This window comes from Arthrobacter sp. G119Y2, assembly GCF_038069765.1.
In the GTDB taxonomy this organism is placed as follows: Bacteria; Actinomycetota; Actinomycetes; order Actinomycetales; family Micrococcaceae; genus Arthrobacter_B.
This window is the reverse complement of record NZ_JBBPFS010000010.1, coordinates 41741-59822: the sequence shown is the minus strand read 5'-3', so window position 1 is coordinate 59822 and position 18082 is coordinate 41741. Positions and strand designations below refer to the sequence as shown.

At 64.4% G+C, this 18082-nt stretch carries 16 protein-coding genes; 10 read left to right on the top strand and 6 right to left on the bottom strand.

Going from position 1 to position 18082, the window contains the following annotated elements; translation table 11 throughout:
• The first annotated feature begins 5 nt into the window (after positions 1 to 5).
• The gene (locus tag WKB88_RS17275; protein ID WP_341395800.1) at positions 6 to 515 is read left to right on the top strand and encodes a GNAT family N-acetyltransferase; all 510 of its coding nucleotides are present in this window, start codon (positions 6 to 8) and stop codon (positions 513 to 515) included.
• Positions 512 to 1825 carry an alpha/beta fold hydrolase gene (locus WKB88_RS17270; RefSeq protein ID WP_341395799.1) on the top strand — a complete coding sequence of 438 codons (1314 nt, stop codon included), beginning with the start codon at positions 512 to 514 and terminating at the stop codon, positions 1823 to 1825. The genes WKB88_RS17275 and WKB88_RS17270 overlap by 4 nt, the downstream gene beginning before the upstream one ends.
• A gap of 103 nt (positions 1826 to 1928) precedes the next feature.
• On the opposite strand, the gene WKB88_RS17265 is transcribed toward WKB88_RS17270, so the two are convergent.
• The 5 genes from WKB88_RS17265 to coaE all read right to left on the bottom strand — a co-directional run bounded on the left by WKB88_RS17265 (position 1929) and on the right by coaE (position 8274).
• Complete coding sequence (locus tag WKB88_RS17265) at positions 1929 to 3149, bottom strand: TerC family protein (RefSeq protein ID WP_445818950.1); 1221 nt, start codon at positions 3147 to 3149, stop codon at positions 1929 to 1931.
• Positions 3150 to 3379: 230 nt separating this feature from the next.
• On the bottom strand, positions 3380 to 3823 hold the full coding sequence (locus WKB88_RS17260) for an NUDIX hydrolase (protein WP_341395798.1): 444 nt from the start codon (positions 3821 to 3823) through the stop codon (positions 3380 to 3382).
• A 110-nt stretch (positions 3824 to 3933) separates the two neighbouring features.
• Entirely contained in the window at positions 3934 to 5286 is a 1353-nt protein-coding gene (locus WKB88_RS17255; protein ID WP_341395797.1) for a hypothetical protein, read from the bottom strand.
• A gap of 194 nt (positions 5287 to 5480) precedes the next feature.
• Positions 5481 to 7571 (bottom strand): excinuclease ABC subunit UvrB, encoded by a 2091-nt coding sequence (gene uvrB / locus WKB88_RS17250; protein WP_341395796.1) that lies wholly within the window; start codon positions 7569 to 7571, stop codon positions 5481 to 5483.
• Positions 7572 to 7653: 82 nt separating this feature from the next.
• Entirely contained in the window at positions 7654 to 8274 is a 621-nt protein-coding gene (gene coaE, locus WKB88_RS17245; RefSeq protein ID WP_341395795.1) for a dephospho-CoA kinase, read from the bottom strand.
• A gap of 99 nt (positions 8275 to 8373) precedes the next feature.
• On the opposite strand from coaE, the gene WKB88_RS17240 reads away from it, so the two are divergent.
• A complete protein-coding gene (locus WKB88_RS17240) occupies positions 8374 to 9051 on the top strand; it encodes an IMPACT family protein (protein WP_341395794.1) in 678 nt (225 codons plus the stop codon).
• Positions 9044 to 10231 carry a class I SAM-dependent methyltransferase gene (locus tag WKB88_RS17235; RefSeq protein WP_341395793.1) on the top strand — a complete coding sequence of 396 codons (1188 nt, stop codon included), beginning with the start codon at positions 9044 to 9046 and terminating at the stop codon, positions 10229 to 10231. The genes WKB88_RS17240 and WKB88_RS17235 overlap by 8 nt, the downstream gene beginning before the upstream one ends.
• Positions 10232 to 10241: 10 nt before the next feature.
• On the opposite strand, the gene WKB88_RS17230 is transcribed toward WKB88_RS17235, so the two are convergent.
• Positions 10242 to 11147 carry a GNAT family N-acetyltransferase gene (locus WKB88_RS17230; protein ID WP_341395792.1) on the bottom strand — a complete coding sequence of 302 codons (906 nt, stop codon included), beginning with the start codon at positions 11145 to 11147 and terminating at the stop codon, positions 10242 to 10244.
• Between the two features lie 497 nt (positions 11148 to 11644).
• Between WKB88_RS17230 and WKB88_RS17225 the strand changes: the two genes are divergently transcribed.
• The 6 genes from WKB88_RS17225 (at position 11645) to WKB88_RS17200 (ending at position 18040) form a co-directional block, all read left to right on the top strand.
• A complete protein-coding gene (locus WKB88_RS17225) occupies positions 11645 to 12280 on the top strand; it encodes a hypothetical protein (RefSeq protein ID WP_341395791.1) in 636 nt (211 codons plus the stop codon).
• A 104-nt stretch (positions 12281 to 12384) separates the two neighbouring features.
• The gene (locus tag WKB88_RS17220; protein WP_341395790.1) at positions 12385 to 12999 is read left to right on the top strand and encodes a hypothetical protein; all 615 of its coding nucleotides are present in this window, start codon (positions 12385 to 12387) and stop codon (positions 12997 to 12999) included.
• Between the two features lie 329 nt (positions 13000 to 13328).
• Complete coding sequence (locus WKB88_RS17215; RefSeq protein ID WP_341395789.1) at positions 13329 to 14642, top strand: ABC transporter substrate-binding protein; 1314 nt, start codon at positions 13329 to 13331, stop codon at positions 14640 to 14642.
• A gap of 64 nt (positions 14643 to 14706) precedes the next feature.
• Complete coding sequence (locus WKB88_RS17210) at positions 14707 to 15714, top strand: carbohydrate ABC transporter permease (RefSeq protein WP_341395788.1); 1008 nt, start codon at positions 14707 to 14709, stop codon at positions 15712 to 15714.
• A complete protein-coding gene (locus WKB88_RS17205; RefSeq protein ID WP_341395787.1) occupies positions 15711 to 16613 on the top strand; it encodes a carbohydrate ABC transporter permease in 903 nt (300 codons plus the stop codon). Before WKB88_RS17210 ends, WKB88_RS17205 begins: the two co-directional genes overlap by 4 nt.
• Positions 16613 to 18040, top strand: a complete 1428-nt coding sequence (locus tag WKB88_RS17200; protein WP_341395786.1) for a GH1 family beta-glucosidase — start codon at positions 16613 to 16615, stop codon at positions 18038 to 18040. Before WKB88_RS17205 ends, WKB88_RS17200 begins: the two co-directional genes overlap by 1 nt.
• The last annotated feature ends 42 nt before the right edge of the window (positions 18041 to 18082 follow it).

The following is an 18082-nucleotide window of genomic DNA, read 5'->3' as shown; positions in this document are numbered from 1 at the left end:
AAGCCATGCAGATCCGCCCCGCACGCCCCGAAGACGTCCCTGTCATCCTTGAACTCATCCACGACCTGGCGATTTACGAAAAAGAACCGCATGCCGTCAAGAACACGGTGCAGGATCTGGAGAAGAACCTGTTCGGGGAGCATCCGGCCATCTTTGCCCACGTTGCCGAGGAAGCCGGAGAAGTGCAGGGTTTTGCACTCTGGTTCCTGAACTACTCCACCTGGGAGGGCGTGCACGGCATCTACCTGGAGGACCTGTACGTCCGCCCGGCGGCCCGGGGCAAGGGCGCCGGGAAGGCGCTGCTGCTCACGCTGGCGGAAATCGCCGTCGAGCGCGGGTATGCCCGGGTGGAATGGTGCGTGCTGAACTGGAACGAGCCGTCCATCCGTTTTTATAACTCGCTGGGGGCCCGTCCGCAGGACGAGTGGACCACGTACCGCCTCACCGGCCCCGCCCTGGAGTCCTTCGGCGGCGCTGCGGCCCCTGCGGAAGCGGCATCGGAACAGCCGGCATGAGCGTTCCGCACACCGCCTCGGCACCGTACACCATCCGCGGAATGCGGGTCACCGACCACCGCTTCACCGTTCCGCTGGATCACGCCCGGCCCGGCGGCGAGACCATCACGGTATTCGCCCGGGAATACTCGGACGCGGCGATGCCGCAGCCCGAGGCGGAGGAACTGCCCTGGCTCCTGTACCTGCAGGGCGGTCCCGGCGGGAAGGGCAACCGGCTCCTGCAGTTCGGCGGCTGGACCAAGGCTGCGGCCAAGCACTTCCGCATCCTCATGCTCGACCAGCGCGGCACGGGGCTGTCCACCCCGGCAAACCGGCAAACCCTGCCGCTGCGTGGAGACGCCGCAGCGCAGGCTGATTATCTGGCCCGTTTCCGGGCCGACTCGATCGTGGCTGACGCAGAACTGATCCGGGCAGCCCTGGGCTCAGGTCCGTGGACCACCTACGGTCAAAGCTACGGCGGATTCTGCACCCTGACCTATTTATCCTTTGCTCCGCACGGACTCCGGGAATCCCTCATCACCGGCGGGCTGGCGCCGCTCACCGGACCTGCGGAACGCGTCTACCGTGCGACGTTCCGGCGGGTTGCTGCCCGCAACGCCGAGTACTTCGCCAAGTATCCGCAGGACCGCGTGCTGACCACCCGGATTGCCCGGCATCTGAGCGAGACACCGGAGTTCCTGCCCTCCGGAGAGCGCCTGACCGTGCAGCGCTTCCAGATGGCCGGGTCCTTCCTGGGCGGCAACACCCGCATGGACGGGCTGCACTACCTGCTGCAGGAGGCGTTTGTGCCCACCCCGGACGGCGAACCGCTGTCCGACACTTTCCTGGAAGCGGTCCACGGGCTGGTGAGCCGGGCGTCCAACCCGCTGTACGCGGTGATGCACGAATCCATCTACGGCCAGGGGGCCGCCACCAACTGGGCTGCCGCGCGTGTGCTGGAGGAGTTTCCGGAGTTCAAGCCCGGTGCCGGGGAACCGCTGTACACCGGCGAGATGGTCTATCCCTGGTACTTTGACGAGGACCCGGCGCTGGCTCCGCTGAAGGAGACGGCCGAGCTGCTGGCGGTACGCCGGGACTGGCCGGCGCTGTACGACCCCGAACAGCTCGCCCGGAACAGTGTTCCCGTGGCAGCGGCCGTTTACACCGACGACATTTACGTGGACCGCGACCTGTCGCTGGAAACGGCCGCAGCAGTGCGCGGCCTGCAGGTCTGGGAAAGCGCCGACTTCCACCACGACGGGATCGCCGACGACGGCGAGGGCATCTTTAACCGCCTGCTCGGGATGGTCCGGGACGAGCCGCAGCCGTAAACAGCCGGAGCCGTAACCACAAAGCGCCGCCCTCCTTCGGGAGGGCGGCGCTTGCTGTTTGTACTGCGTTTACTGTGGTGCGGTTTATTGTGGTGCGGTGCTGCTACTGCTCGGTCTGGTCCTTCACCGGCGCAGGGTTCTGCAGGCGCGGGTTGCTGGCCCGGAACTCCTCCTTGGCCTGGTCCGAGATTTCCGGCATTTCGACGTCGTTGCGGTCCTTGGCAACCGTGGATGCGGTGCGGTAGCTTTCAGCGACCTTGTCGTAGGCTTCCACCCGCTCCTCGTGCGGGGCGTCTTCCCCGAGGTTGCGGTACACCTTCAGCGCATTCTCCAGAGTGGCAACGGCCTGGACGGCCTTCGCCTTGGGGCTGAGCAGCGATGCCACCGTGGCAATGACGATGGTGCCGAGAATCACGGCCAGCGATACGAAGGTGGGGATTTCGGGAGCCCAGGCAACATGCTCGCCGCCGTTGATGAACGGCAGCTCGTTGACGTGCAGCGCGTGCAGGATCAGCTTCACGCCGATGAACGCCAGGATGACGGACAGGCCGTGCTTGAGGTAGATGAGCCGGTCCATCAGGCCGCCCAGTAGGAAGTACAGCTGGCGCAGGCCCATCAGGGCGAAGATGTTGGCGGTGAAGACAATGAAGGCACTCTGCGTCAGGCCGAAGATGGCCGGGATGGAGTCCACGGCGAACATCAGGTCGGTGACGCCGATGGTGATGAAGACGATCAGCATCGGGGTGAAGACCTTCTTGCCGTCCACCACGGTGCGGATCTTGCCCTGATCGTACTTGTCCGTCATGGGAAGGACGCGGCGCAGCTTGCCGATCAGCTTGTTGTCGCTGCCTTCTTCTTCGTCCTCGCCGTTGTCGGTCGCCTGCTTGTAGGCGGTCCAGAGCAGGAAGGCGCCGAAGATGAAGAACACCCAGCTGAAGTTTTCGATGACGGCTGCACCGATGATGATGAAGATGCCGCGCAGGATCAGCGCGATGATGATGCCGAACATCAGCACTTCCTGCTGGTACTTACGCGGTACCGAGAAGCGGGCCATGATGATGATGAAGACAAACAGGTTGTCGATGCTCAGGCTGTATTCGGTGACCCAGCCGGCAACGAACTGGCTGCCGTATTCCGGTCCGGTGAATACAAACATGGCACCGGCAAATGCCAGCGCGAGCCCGACATAGAAGCCAACCCACAGGCCGGCCTCTTTCATCGACGGCTCATGCGGACGTTTGACGACGAGGAGCAGGTCGAAGAGCAGGACGATCCCGAGGACGACAAAGGTGCCGACCTCAAAGACCACGGGTAATTCGGGCATGTAAATGGACCTTTCGGGCGCGACAGTGAGCGCAGGTCTCTCCGGCACCCGTAGACCCAGCGGTCTGCGGGTACCCGCTGCACCCGGCGGGACGACGATGCCCCGCGTGCTGACGGATACAGCGCGGGCGGATACTCCCCTGCGCCGCCAAGAAGTCTATCGCAGGCGGCGCCGCACTTCACGGGTTCCGCATTACGCGGAGGGCTTCCGCCGGCGGAGGGAAGCGCCCCTTACCGGTTCTGGCGGGCCAGCCACAAGGCATAGGCCGACAAGGTCAACCCGTCAGCGATAGCACCGGTCCTCATCAGCACGGGCACCTGGTCTACGGGGACCCAGCGGAACGCATCGATTTCGTGGTCATTCAGAGCATCAGGGGCCGTGAGGTCCAATGTTGCGGAAACCACGGTCGCGTGGCCTTGCAGGAGGGAACTGTCAGCCCACACGGATCCGAGGACGTGGAACTGCCTCCCCTGCAGGCCCGTTTCCTCCGTCAGTTCCCGCCCCGCGTCGCTGATGGCCGCCTCGTCCGCAGAGTCCGGGATTCCCGGCGTGCCGAAGCCCCGGGGAAACTCAAGAAACCCCCGTCCGGTTGCCGGGCGCCAGTGCTCAACCATGGCGAAGTGTCCGTCTGCCACACCCACCACCACCACGCCGGGGGCTCCGTCTTCGGCCACAAGCCGGTGCTGCCGCCAGGACCTTCCGTTGCGGAAAACCTCCTCCGTCCACAACTGAAGTTTTGGCGGTCCTTCCCAGGAATAAACCAACTGCCGGGACTCGTCCGCCATTACTGCGGCGCCGCGGGAAAGTGGATATGGGCTCTCATCTTTTTCTTTCGTGTTGCATGCAGTTCAGCGAATTCCACCAACGGAACTCCAAGTACCACGGTAGCAATGGCAGAACCAATGCCGGCAATAAGGTTGGAGAGCAATCCGCCGGTCAGCGTGCCTATTGCGGCGGGGAAAACTGTGAATCCAATCCTCCTCCACATTGCCTTGCGGTCTTCGGACAGGCTTACCGCTACGTTCGACTGCGCAACGGCGTAGGCAAGGCCGTCGGAGGTTTTCTGGCTCGGACTAGCCTGCCATTCCTGGATGGCCTGACGGGCCTGATGACGCATGACCGCATACGCTTGGGGCGGCATGTCATGCAAGGTGGCCACAAGACTGCCCTGAAACTGAATGGTTGCTCCATCGTGGGGAGCGCGACGGCGCCGGTACCAAACCCTCCGTACGGTTTCCGGCTGTGATTTATCGGCGCTGAACCGCAGCCAGTTAGTTCCGTGCTGTTTCGCGAGGGCATCAAAGTATGCGCCCATCCACCAGTCCTCCAGAGACCCTTCACGTCCGGCCAGCTGCGGGGCGTGCTCCTCAAGGTAGGAAAGCGCAACCGTCCTGCGGTCGATCCGTCCGAGAGCGGCGGCAGCTTCACCAACCTCCGGGACGTCTCCGGAGACAGGATCCGTATACGGTCGACGATTCAAAGCATCCTTGAGGTTAAAGCCTTCGGGGCTCCACGTCCGTACGCTGATATGGCCGGCGGCAGCTTCCTCAAACCATTCCTGCCAGGCGTTAGCCATCCGGGCGAACGGCCCAGTGGGTCTGTCGACATGGTGCTCAGGGTTCGCAGACTCCCACGCTGCCTGCAGCTCCGCTGCCACTGTCCGGGCAACCTCGGACTTCTTGCAGCTACGGAGCCTTTCGCTGTTCCTGGTATGCAGCACTTGCCCGAGGACGCGCGGAACGGCCCAGTGCATCGAAAGCGAAGAGAAGTCGAACTCCGCCAGAACCTGGCTGGGGGGACCGCTCCCCAAGAGGAGCGACCGCAGGCTCTCTTCCAGCGACGGCTTTCGGGCGACGACAGCGAACGTCCGGTCGAACGAGGCGGTCCTGGCCAGGATGGCCCTGACTGCGGCTGGTCCGCTGCTGAGGAAAAACGCGCCGTCCAGCAGCTGCACATCCAGAAGCAGGATTTCACGGCTCAGGAGGTCCGCAGCTCGGAGTATGCCGGGAAACGAAACCTGTTGTTCGGGACCGTTTTCCGAACGCCGGTCGCAGAAGAGCTCTTCATCGGGAACAAGATTCGGAAACGCGTTCTTTTGTTCGAGCGTGTCGAAGTCGAAAACCAGTGTCTGCTGCATCTGCAGCCCCCGCGCCGCACGACCGTCCCGACCCACCCCGCCTGCCCCCTTGAATTGGTCTGAAGCGAAGCGCTCCCCGGCCCGGCTTTACTCTAGCCGGAACCGGCGGCAGCCCCCGCACCGCAGAGGCGGCGCCGCACTTCATGGGTTCCGCATTACGCGGACGGCTTCCGCCGGGCGGAGGGAAGCGCCCCTTAGGCGTGCCCGGCGTTCTGCATCTGGCGCAGTTCCTTCTTCAGGTCCCCCACCTCGTCGCGCAGCCGGGCAGCCAGCTCGAACTGCAGCTCGGCGGCTGCAGCGTGCATCTGCTCCGTCATGGACGCGATCAGCCCGGCCAAATCCTCGGCCGGAGCAGCAGCGAGACCGTCCTTGCGGATGCCGCCCTTGCCCTTGCCTGCGGTCTTGCGGTTCTTTTTCTCCGCCGCTTGGGCCAGCAGCGCCTTAGTGTCTGCATCTTCCCGGGCCAGGGAATCGGTGATGTCGGCGATCTTCTTGCGCAGCGGCTGCGGATCCACGCCGTGGTCCTTGTTGTACGCCACCTGGATGGCGCGCCGCCGGTTGGTTTCGTCAATGGCTTTCGCCATCGAGTCGGTGATCCGGTCCGCGTACATGTGCACCTCGCCGGAGACGTTGCGCGCGGCACGGCCGATGGTCTGGATCAGCGAGGTGGAGGAACGGAGGAATCCTTCCTTGTCGGCGTCGAGAATCGACACGAGGGACACCTCGGGAAGGTCCAAACCTTCACGGAGCAGGTTGATGCCCACCAGCACGTCGAAGGTGCCCATCCGCAGCTCGCGCAGCAGTTCCACGCGGCGAAGGGTGTCGACGTCGGAGTGCAGGTACTCCACCTTGACCCCGTGCTCCAGCAGGTACCCCGTCAGGTCTTCGGCCATCCGCTTGGTCAGGGTGGTGACCAGCACGCGTTCATTGCGCTCGGTGCGGGTGCGGATCTCCCCCAGCAGGTCATCAATCTGGCCCTTGCTCGGCTTGACGATGACCTCCGGGTCCACCAGGCCGGTGGGCCGGATGATCTGTTCCACGTAGCCGTCCGACTTGGACAGCTCGTACTTGCCCGGCGTGGCGGACATGTAAACCGTCTGGCCGATCCGTTCCAGGAACTCATCCCATTTCAGCGGCCGGTTGTCCATGGCCGAGGGCAGCCGGAAGCCGTGGTCCACCAGGGTGCGCTTGCGGGACATGTCGCCCTCGTACATGGCCCCGATCTGGGGAATGGTGACGTGGGATTCGTCCACCACCAGCAGGAAGTCGTCGGGGAAATAGTCCAGCAGGCAGTGCGGGGCGGTGCCCGGTCCGCGGCCGTCGATGTGCCGGGAGTAGTTCTCGATGCCGTTGCAGAAGCCCATCTGCTGCATCATTTCCAGGTCATAGGTGGTGCGCATCCGCAGCCGCTGCGCCTCGACCAGCTTGTTCTGGGACTCCAGCTCGGCCAGCCGGACCTGCAGCTCATCTTCAATCTGCTTGATGGCCCGCTGCATCCGGTCCTCGCCCGCCACATAGTGGGAAGCCGGGAAGACGTACATTTCCTCTTCCTCGCGGATCACGTCACCGGTCAGAGGGTGCAGGGTGTAGATGTTCTCGATCTCGTCACCGAAGAACTCGATCCGGATCGCGTTTTCCTCGTACATCGGGATGATCTCCACGGTGTCCCCGCGGACCCGGAAGGTCCCGCGGTGGAAGTCCATGTCGTTGCGGGCGTACTGCATCGCCACGAACCGGCGCAGCAGGTCATCGCGGTTCATTTGCTGTCCCCGGCGCAGAGTCACCATCTGCTCGATGTACTCTTCCGGCGTTCCCAAGCCGTAGATGCAGGACACGGTGGCCACCACGATGACATCGCGCCGGGTCAGCAGTGCGTTGGTGGCGGAGTGCCGCAGCCGTTCCACTTCCTCGTTGACGGAGGAGTCCTTCTCGATAAAGGTGTCCGTCTGCGGCACGTAGGCCTCGGGCTGGTAGTAGTCGTAGTACGAGACGAAGTACTCGACGGCGTTGTTCGGCAGCAGTTCGCGGAATTCGTTGGCCAGCTGCGCGGCGAGGGTCTTGTTCTGCACCATCACCAGCGTGGGACGCTGCACCTGCTCCACCAGCCATGCCGCCGTCGCACTCTTACCGGTACCGGTGGCGCCGAGCAGGACCACGTCCTTTTCGCCGGCCCTGATGCGTTCGGCGAGTTCCTTGATGGCGGTGGGCTGGTCGCCCGCGGGCGAGTAATCGCTGATTACTTCGAAGGGGGCGACAACTCTCTTGATGTCCTGCGCAAGACTCATGCTTAAACGCTACTCCGCACTGCGGTCAGTACACGTCCGCAGTGCCCCCGGTTAGCTGAGGGCTGAACCCCTGAAAAGGGCGTCACCTCCCGGTCCGCAGCAGGTCCTCGTTCAACGGCACCAGACGGTTTTGCCACAGTTGGCGCACGGCCGCCACCAGCTGCTCCGCCGTACCGTCATTAACGAGGACGACGTCGGCCGCCGCTGCGCGTTCAGCGGTTCCGGCCTGCGCGGCGATGCGGGCCCTGGCCGCCTCTTCGCTCATGCCCCGGTCGGCCGCCATGCGACGGATCCGTTCCTCTTCCGGGGCATCGATCACCAGCACAAAGTCGAAATTCCGGTGCTGTCCGGTCTCCACGAGCAGCGGAATGTCATGGACCACAACTGTGCCCGCCGGAGCCTGCTGCTCCAGTTCCGCCGCCCGCGCCCGCACCCGCGGGTGGACGATCGAGTTCAGGGTGTTCCGCTTGTCCGCGTCACTGAAGACGACGGCGGCCAGGGCCGGGCGGTCCAACCGGCCCTCGCCGTCGAGCATGCCGGAGCCAAAGGCTTCGACGACGGCGGCCAGCCCGTCGGTTCCCGGCTCCACCACCTCCCGGGCCAGGGCATCACTGTCAATGACGAGCGCCCCCAGCTCCTGCAGCGTGCGTGCGGCCAGCGATTTTCCCGCGGCGATTCCACCGGTCAGTCCTACTCTCAGCATGCGCCAAGGCTACCGCCTGCCACTGCGGCCTGCGCACCGGCGCCGACCGACGCGGACCCGGAGGAAGGAACGCCGGCGCCCAGCACCTAAACTGGACAGGTGGATGAACAGGTCGGAACCAAGGGACGGTACACCACCGTTGCCGGCGAACACCGGCACGAGCTGGAGATCAAACGTTCACGCTTCATCACCGTCCTGCGGCGGGTTGAGAGCGAGGACTCCGCCCGCGCCCTGGTGGCTGGCCTGCGCCGCGAGTTCCACGACGCCCGGCACCACTGCAGCGCTTTTGTCCTGGGCCCGGACCGGAGCGTGCAGCGCTCAAGCGACGACGGCGAACCCTCCGGCACTGCCGGGCTGCCGATGCTCGAAGCCCTGACGAAACGCGAAACGTTCGACGGCGCAGCGGACCTGAGTGATGTCGCTGCGGTGACCGTGCGCTATTTCGGCGGCATCCTGCTCGGTGCGGGCGGGCTGGTGCGCGCCTATTCCGAATCGGTATCCTCCGCGGTGGCCGGCGCCCGGCTGATCAGACGGCGCAGAATGCAGCTTTACGGCATTCCCGCGGGACATTCCGCCGCAGGCCGGCTGGAAAATGACCTGCGCACAGCCGGTGTCAGCGTCCTGGGCACCGATTACACCGCCGCCGGCGCACTGCTTCACGTCGCCCTCCCGGACACGCCTGACGCACTGGACTCCTTCCATGCCCGGCTGGCCGCCCTGACCGCCGGAGCCTCCGACCCGGTCCCCCTTGGAACGAAATGGATTGACCTTGACTGACTCCCGCGCGGATTCCGCCGTCCCCGCAGCCTTCGACTTCTCCCGTCTGGGCCGGTGGCCGGATGTGGAAGCCGACAACCTGCAGGCGTGGGACGCCGCCGATTTACTCCTGCTGGACACCGCTGCCGCCGATCTGGCTGCTGCGGCGTCCGGCCCGGACGGCGGTGACGGCGCCGTCGTCGTCGTCGGTGATTCCTACGGTGCGCTGACGCTGGGAGCGGCTGCCAACCGCGGCATCAGCCATATCCGGGTCCATCAGGATCCGCTGAGCGGCGAGCAGGCGCTGAACCGGAATGCCTCGCTGCTGGGACTGGAGGGCGCGTACGGCCACCACGGCCTGGAACCGGCTCTGGTGGAAGGTGCCCGGGTGGTGCTGCTGCGCCTGCCCCGGTCCCTCGACGCACTGGAGGAGATTGCCGCGTTGATCGCCGCGCACGCTGCTCCCGGGGTCCGGGTTTATGCGGGCGGCCGGGTCAAGCACATGTCCACGGCCATGAACGAGGTCCTCGGGCGGTATTTCGGATCGGTGATGGCAGGACTGGCGCGGCAGAAATCACGGATCCTGACGGCCGGCTTTCCCCTGCCTCCCGAGGCGCGGCCGGAGGCTCGCTTTCCATTGTCCGGGCGGCACGACGTCGGCCTGGCAGCGCCGCTGGAGCTGCGGGCCCACGGGGCTGCTTTCGCAGGCCCCGCCCTGGACATCGGCACCCGCTTCCTGCTGCCCCGTCTGGCGGAGGCTCGGCCCGCGGAACGGGCCGTTGACCTGGGCTGCGGCACCGGAGCCATCGCCGCGTATCTGGCCCTGACCCGCCCGCAGCTGCAGGTTATTGCTTCGGATCAGTCGGCTGCAGCAGTGTCGTCCGCGGCGCTGACCGCCGCTGCGAACGGTGTCGCCGACCGGGTCCAGGTGCGCCGCGACGATGCCCTGGCCGGGCTTCCGGACGCGTCCGAGGACCTCGTGGTGCTGAATCCTCCGTTCCACATCGGGGCGAGCGTGCATGCCGGGATTGCCCTGAAGCTCTTTGCCGATGCCGGCCGGGTACTGCGGCCCGGCGGCGAACTGTGGACCGTCTGGAACAGCCACCTCAAATACAAGCCGGCACTGAACCGGCTGGTGGGGCCCACCCGGGAAGTCGCCCGGAACCCGAAGTTCACGGTCACCGTCAGCATCCGCCGCTGAGTTTTACGCGTCAGGCACTTCGATGCCAGTCGGGAACTTTCGGGTGCGCTGTGAATCCTGCCGCCCGGTAGGTGGCAAGGGCTCCCGCATTGGAGGTCTCCGCGCAGACAATGGCGCTCGAGGACCCCATGTGCCGGAGCGCGTCCACTGCCGCATGAGTCATCACGGTGCCGTATCCGCAACCCCGGTGTTCCTGATGCACAGCGAGCGGTTCGATGAGCCCGGGCCGCCCGCCGCCCGCGGACCACACCGCGGCGACAGCGACGACGCGACCGTGCCGGCTCCGCAGGGACAGGATGCGCGCCAGGCCGAGAAAGGGGCTTTCCGCAGCCAGGCGCCATCCGTCCACGACACGCTGGATGCGCTCCTCCGGCACCTCGGTGCCGCGAAAGGCCGACCAGTGGACGGCCGCCCACTCAGCGGTGTCACTTGGTTCCACGACCTCGATCCGGAAGCCGGATGCCTTCGAAGAGCCCAATGCCTTCGGCGATGCTGCCATATCGTGGTGGAGCGGAGTCCACGGGTCATCGGGCCGCCAGTCGTTCTGCGCGAGCTGCTCGATCAGGGCAACCGCACCGCGCGCCTCGACAGTTGCTGCTCCTGCACTGAGGATTCCTGTCCTCGGAGTGCTGACGTCAACAACGATGCGATGGGCAAGGGCTGTGTCTCGGCGCCGCGCCGGAGCGACGGCGAACCGCAACAGTTCCGGACCGTCGAGAAGGGCGACAGCAAGGATCGTGTCGCCCCGGGACCATACGCGCGTCGCGGCGGCAGTGGCGGCCGGCCCCCGCAGGGAGTACCAGCCCAGATCGCCCGGATGCAGCTGCAGTGGTCCCCTGTCGTGTTGCCATTCCCCCAAAACGCTGCAGATCCCGCCGAGCTCGTCTACTCCTGGTGTTCGCAGGACAAGATCCATGATCCCCGTCTTCCTTTCTGCCGGTCCTGCCGCTCACAAGCCAAGTGCTGTTCCATCGCGTCCACGGCCCGGGCAGGGCCATCGAGCTCGCGCCTTCGCTCTGCGAGTTTCTGGGCTCGGTTTCGAAGAGTAGAAAACGGTACACCGGAAATCCGGGCAGAGAGGAACCCGGGCAGAGAGGAACATGATCGGGTTAGAGCCTACGACGACGGCGTCAGCGCCGAACTGCCGGATCGCCGCGAATCTCGGACAGGACTCGCTGTCTTATCAGATCGCAGGTGAAGGGATGCCGGATCCCCCGCCCCTGGTCGAGCGCCATGATCTGATCGGCTTCGCGGTCCGACATGCCAGGCAGGGTGGCCTCGGCAGCTACCCTCAGGACACCTCCCTGCATTACCCGCCCACCCGGTTGTGGCTGATTTATCGGATTGCCGCCTGTACGCAGCGAGCAGGCGTTCACGTCGGTAGTGTGACCCCATGACTTCCAGGTTTCCGTCGTGACTATGCCACCCAAAACGGGTACAACGATCCCCGGCACCCGGACTCGTCTTTCATGGACGATGCTCGGACTGGCGGCTTTAACATGGCTCGGCCTGTGGTATCTTACGCCGGGACTTCTAGCCAACGGTGCCGGAAAATTCTTCACCAGTGATGCTGACGTGTCGATACTTATCGAGACGATCATGGCGTTCATCATTGTCATCGTCCTTCTGCTCGCACATCCTCGCTACAACCGGGTCCTCTTTGCCCGCTCGTGGTCGAGCTGGTTGTACGCGCTGCCGCTCGTGCTGGCCTTCACGGTGCCGTTTCGCTACGAACTGGAGGCACCCGTGGCGTTGTACATGTTCTGGATGACTGTCTCCGTGTTCTGGCAGAACTACCTCACCTTCGGGCTGCTGCAGAGCTACCTGCGAGAGCGGCTTCCACCATGGGGTGTGCTCGCTGCCAGTGCGGTCATGTTCTGGCTCGGCCACGCAGTGTTCCTTCCGCAAAGCTTCGCACCCGTTCACGTCCTGCCGAGCCTGTCGATCCTTGCTCTCGGATTCGTCCTGGCATCACTACGCCTGGGGTTGAAGACTCTTCATCTGAATCTCGCCCTCCATCTTTCCTTTTACTTTTTCCTGGTCGCGTAAGAGATCAGGCCATGACCGGAGCAGCGCTCCGATCAGCACTCCCCTGCACCGCCCGGCGTTCGCGCCTGAGTCTCAGCGCAACGCCGTTGCGCTACGTTGCACTCATGACAACGACGGAAATCAACTCCTTTCATGAAGGCGGCGCCAAGATCGGCGGTTTGATTCGCCATTTGTCTGAAGACCGGATCCAGACAACGCTTGCCTTCAGGATCCCAAGCGGACCTGTCGTCCACCTGTTTCAGGAAACCCGCTTCGCCGCCAATGTGTTCGGCTGGAGCGCCTACAGGTACGTTGATCATCTCCAAAACATCAAGGTCCAAGTCCGGGCTGCGGAACAGTTTGGGGAACGAGACGCCCGCACCCCGATTCCCAGCTATGCCGCGCATCTGGTGCTGAGAGAATTTCTGGCCTCCGCAGCTCCCCAACGGGAGTTCCGCCAATTCCACGAAGACGATCCTTCGACGGCGGTTTCTGCCTCTTTCGTGCGCCGCGGACCCGATACTATTCAGACCCGCGGGGCCCGCGGGACGCCCTCAAGGTTGTCCTGGAGGTCGACGGTCGCGAGGGGGAATACGTTTTGGTGCGTCGACGGAGTGCCGGTGAAGTCAGACTGGCAAGGGGCAACGTCCTACCCTGCCACTGCCGGTTTCGTGCTTCCGGGCCTGGACGCCGACGTTCTGTCCATCCTGAAGGGCGTCCTCACGGGAATCGAAGGGTAGGGAGAAACTCCGGCACCGCTCCGAGCAGGGAACCGGATACAGGGTCTCCCCTGTCCAGCGCACCCGCTGACATCCCCCATGGAGACCTTTTTGAAATCCGAGAGAGCGCTCTCTTGACAGTGACGCTCATCACTCCTAGGGTGAAGGGAAAGTCAAGAGAGCGCTCTCTGACACTGGGGCCCGGCACCGTCAGGTTCCGCGGGAGCGTAGGACTCTGTACCAGCTTTCCCCTCCCTTCCCGCTTCCGTTGATCACGCCTCACCAGAACCACGAAGCACGGTCCACTGCCCGGGATATCTACTGCTCTACCCACACACAAAGGAGTGACCGTGAAGAATTTCCGATACCCCGCAGCGGCGATTGCAGGTGCTGCCGCAGTGGCACTGCTCGCCGCCGGCTGCGGCGGCGGCGACCAGGAAGCCGCCAGTGCCGAGAACCCCATCGAACTCAGCGTCACGACCTTCGGAACCTTCGGGTACGAGGATCTGTACGACGAGTACGAAGACGCCAACCCCGGCATCGAAATCAATGACAACAACATTGACCGCGGCGAAAATGCCCGGACCGACGCCTTCACCAAGCTGTCGGCGGGGTCCGGACTCAGCGACGTTGTAGCCATTGAAGAAGGCTGGCTCGGTTCCATCATGGAAGTGTCCGACCAGTTCGTTGACCTCAACGAATACGGCGCGGAGGACATCAAGGACAACTGGGTCGACTGGAAGTACGAGCAGGGCACCGATTCCGAGGGCCGGGTCATTGGCTACGGAACCGACATCGGCCCGCAGGGCCTCTGCTACAACGGCAAGCTCTTCGAAGCCGCAGGGCTGCCCAGTGACCGTGAAGCGGTGGCTGAACTCTTCGGCGGAGACGACGCCACCTGGGACAAGTACTTCGAGATCGGCCAGCAGTACCACGACAAGACCGGCCTGGCCTGGTACGACCAGTCAGGCTTTGTCTGGAACTCCATGGTGAACCAGATGGACGAGGGATACTACACCGCCGACGGTGAACTGAACATCGAGGACAATGCCGCGATGAAGGAACAGTTCATGCAGCTGGCTTCGAGCACCGAGGCAGGCCTGTCGGCCAACGAGAAGAAGTGGGACTGGGGCAAGGGCAAAGCCTTCACCGACGGATCCTTCGCAACCTTCGTCTGCCCGGGCTGGATGCTGGGCACCATCCAGACCCAGCTCGAATCCGCCGGAGCCGGCGCGGAAGCCGGCTGGGACTTCGCCGATGTATTCCCCGGCGGTGCCTCCAACTGGGGCGGCGCTTTCCTCTCCGTACCGGAGACTTCGGAGCACAAGGAAGAAGCCGCCAAGCTGGCAGCCTGGCTGACCGCACCGGAGCAGCAGGTCAAGCAGAGTGCAGCGGCCAACAACTTCCCCAGCACTGTCGAGGCCCAGGAGCAGCTTGCTTCAGAAGCCGCCCCGAACGAGCTGTTCAACAACGCCCCCACCGGTTCCATCCTCGCTTCTCGGGCGGAAGGCGTGAAGGCGCAGTTCAAGGGTCCCCAGGACTCGATCATCCAGGACAAGGTGTTCAGCGCCGCACTGGGTCAACTTGATGCAGGCGCTGCTGACGGTGAAGCCTCCTGGAATGAGGCCATGAAGCTCCTGAACGAGCTCGTAGTCAACAACTAGCAAATCGTCGAGCGCGGGGCCTCCGGCAGTGCCGGAGGCCCCCGGATGGACTGCGAGAATCGCCATGACCGTAACCGTGAAACGCCCCGCACCCGCTGCGGCGCCACCCAAGACCAAGTCCCCGTTCAAATACCGCCTCAGCGGCTGGGACCTCAAATACTCCCCGTACCTGTACATCTCCCCTTTCTTCCTGCTCTTCGCGCTGGTGGGCCTCTTTCCGCTGGTCTACACCTTCTTCGTCTCGCTGCACGACTGGCACCTCCTCAAGGGGCAGGGCGAGTTCGTCGGGCTGTCCAACTTCACCGAGGTGCTGCAGGACCGGTTCTTCTGGAACTCACTGGGAAACACGATGAGCATCTTCCTGCTCTCCGCGATCCCGCAGCTCGTCGCCGCCCTGTTCATCGCCGCGGTCCTGGACCAGAACCTGAGGGCCAAGACGTTCTGGCGGATGAGCGTGCTCCTGCCCTACGTCGTTACCCCGGTGGCGGTCGCCATGATCTTCACCAACATGTTCGGCGAGGACCAGGGGCTGATCAACAACCTGCTGGGCAACTTCGGCATTGATCCGATCATGTGGCGGACCGACACCCTGCCGAGCCACATAGCGATCGCCACGATGGTCAACTGGCGGTGGACCGGCTACAACGCGCTGATCCTCCTCGCCGCCATGCAGGCGGTTCCCCGCGACATCTATGAGTCGGCGGCGATCGACGGAGCCGGAGCTTTCCGACGCTTCTTCAGCATCACGCTGCCGAGCATCCGGCCCACCATGATCTTTGTCATCATCACCTCCACCATCGGCGGTTTGCAGATCTTCGCCGAACCGCGCCTCTTCGATCCCACGGACGCCGGCGGCGCCCAGCGCCAGTTCCAAACCACCGTGCTCTATCTGTGGGAGATGGGCTTCCAGCGGCAGAACTTCGGCAAGGCTTCCGCCATTGCCTGGCTGCTGTTCCTGCTCATCGTGATTATCGGCATCGTCAACTTCTCCATCTCCAAACGGATTGCGTCCGCCGATGCAAAGAAGCCGGGAAACCGGGCACAGCGCCGCGCCGAAGGGAAACGCAAATGAGCCTCCTGGAAAAAAACACGGCGCGGAGAACCTCCGCGCCCGCCCGCACCGGCAGGCCGCTTCACCAGCGGATCTTCGGCAACGGACTGAAGCCCGGCTACCTGACCTACGGACTGCTCCTGGCCTTCTTCCTGGGCTCCTCCTATCCGCTGTGGTGGTCCTTTGTCGTCGGCAGCCGGACAAATGAAGCACTGGGGCTGGAGTGGCCCCCGCTGCTTCCGGGCGGAAACTTCTGGACCAACGTCGCGGAGGTTTTTGGCACCATTCCGTTCTGGACCGCCCTCTGGAACAGCATTCTCATCTCCACGATCATCACGGTTTCGGTGGTGACGTTCTCCACGCTGGCAGGCTACGCCTTCGCCAAGCTCAAGTTCCGCGGAAGCGGCGCCCTGATGGTGGCGGTGGTGGCCACGATGGCCATCCCCACCCAGCTGGGCATCATTCCGCTCTTCATGGTGATGCGGACCTTCGGCTGGACGGGTGAAATCGGGGCCGTAATCATCCCGAGCCTCGTCACGGCGTTCGGCGTGTTCTTCATGCGCCAGTACCTGGTGGACGTCATCCCCGATGAGCTGATCGAATCCGCCCGCATGGACGGCGCCAACATGATCAGGACCTTCTGGCATGTGGCACTGCCGGCGGCCAAGCCGGCCATGGCCATCCTGAGCCTGTTCACGTTCATGATGGCCTGGACCGACTTCCTCTGGCCGCTGCTGGTCCTTGATGCGGGCAATCCCACGCTTCAAACCGCGCTCAGCCAGCTGTCGTCCGCCCGCTATGTGGACTACTCGGTGGTCCTGACCGGCGCAGTGCTGGCAACCATCCCCCTGCTCGTTCTCTTTGTACTGGCAGGCAAACAACTTATATCCGGAATTATGCAGGGAGCAGTGAAGGGCTAATGACAATCAACATCCCGGTGGAGAACACCTGGCCGGACGGTTTCATCTGGGGATCGGCAACCGCCGCGGCCCAGGTTGAGGGAGCGGCACGCGAAGACGGCAAGGAGGACTCCGTCTGGGACGCCTTTGCCGCCGCTCCCGGAAACATCCTCAACGGAGACACCCCCGCAGTTGCCGTAGACCACTACCACCGGATGCCCGCCGACGTGGCCCTCATGAAGGACCTGGGACTGGACTCCTACCGTTTTTCCACCAGCTGGGCCCGCGTGCGGCCCGGCGGCCGCAGCGCCAATGCCAAGGGCCTGGACTTCTACTCCCGACTGGTGGATGAACTCCTCGGGGCCGGCATCCTGCCCTGGCTCACCCTCTACCACTGGGACCTTCCGCAGGCGCTGGAAGAAAAGGGCGGCTGGGCCAACCGGGACACGGCCTACCGGTTCGTGGACTACGCCAACGACGTCTACTCCGCCCTGGGCGACCGGGTGCAGCACTGGACCACGTTTAACGAGCCCTTCTGCTCCTCGCTGCTGGGCTACGGGTCCGGGGTCCATGCTCCGGGCCGCCAGGAGCCCCGGGCTGCCGTTGCGGCAGTCCATCACCAGCATCTGGCCCATGGCCTCGCAGTAACCGAACTGAGGAACCGCGGTGCACAGAACCTGGGCATCACCCTCAACCTGAGCAATTCGATCCCCCGCGATCCGAATGATCCCGTGGACCTGGAAGCAGCCCGGCTCTTTGATTCCCTCCAGAACCGCATTTTCCTCGACCCGATCCTGCTGGCCAGCTACCCGGAGGACACGCTGGCGGACCTGGAACGGTTTGGACTTGGCGAGGTCATCCGGCCCGGAGACCTGGACGTCATCGGAGCGCCCATCGACTTCCTCGGCGTGAACCACTACCACGACGACATGATCAGCGGCCATCCGGACACCACCGGAGCTGACGGCCATGGCGGGGGCGCCGGCAAGGAAGCCGCCTCGTGCTGGATCGGCGCCGAACACATCACCTTCCCCAGCCGCGGCCTGCCCCGCACGGCCATGGACTGGGAAGTGAACCCCGACGGCCTGCGCAAGCTCCTGGTGCGGCTCGGCGAGGAGTACCCGTCCCTCCCGCCGCTCTACGTCACCGAAAACGGTGCGGCGTACGACGACGCCGTCAGCGCGGACGGGACCGTGCCCGACCCAGAGCGCACGCAGTATATCCTCGACCACATCGATGCGGTCGGCCGGGCCATCCATGCCGGAGCCGACGTCCGCGGCTACTTCGTCTGGTCGCTGCTGGACAACTTCGAATGGTCCTGGGGTTACAGCAGGCGCTTCGGGATTGTCCGGGTTGACTACGATACCCAGCAGCGCACCGTGAAGGACAGCGGCCGGGCCTACAGCCGTATGATTGCTGCCAGCCGCGCCGCGGCGCCGGCTGTGTGAAGCCCGCCGGTACAGTGGAAAGCCAGCCCCACCCCCGGACCG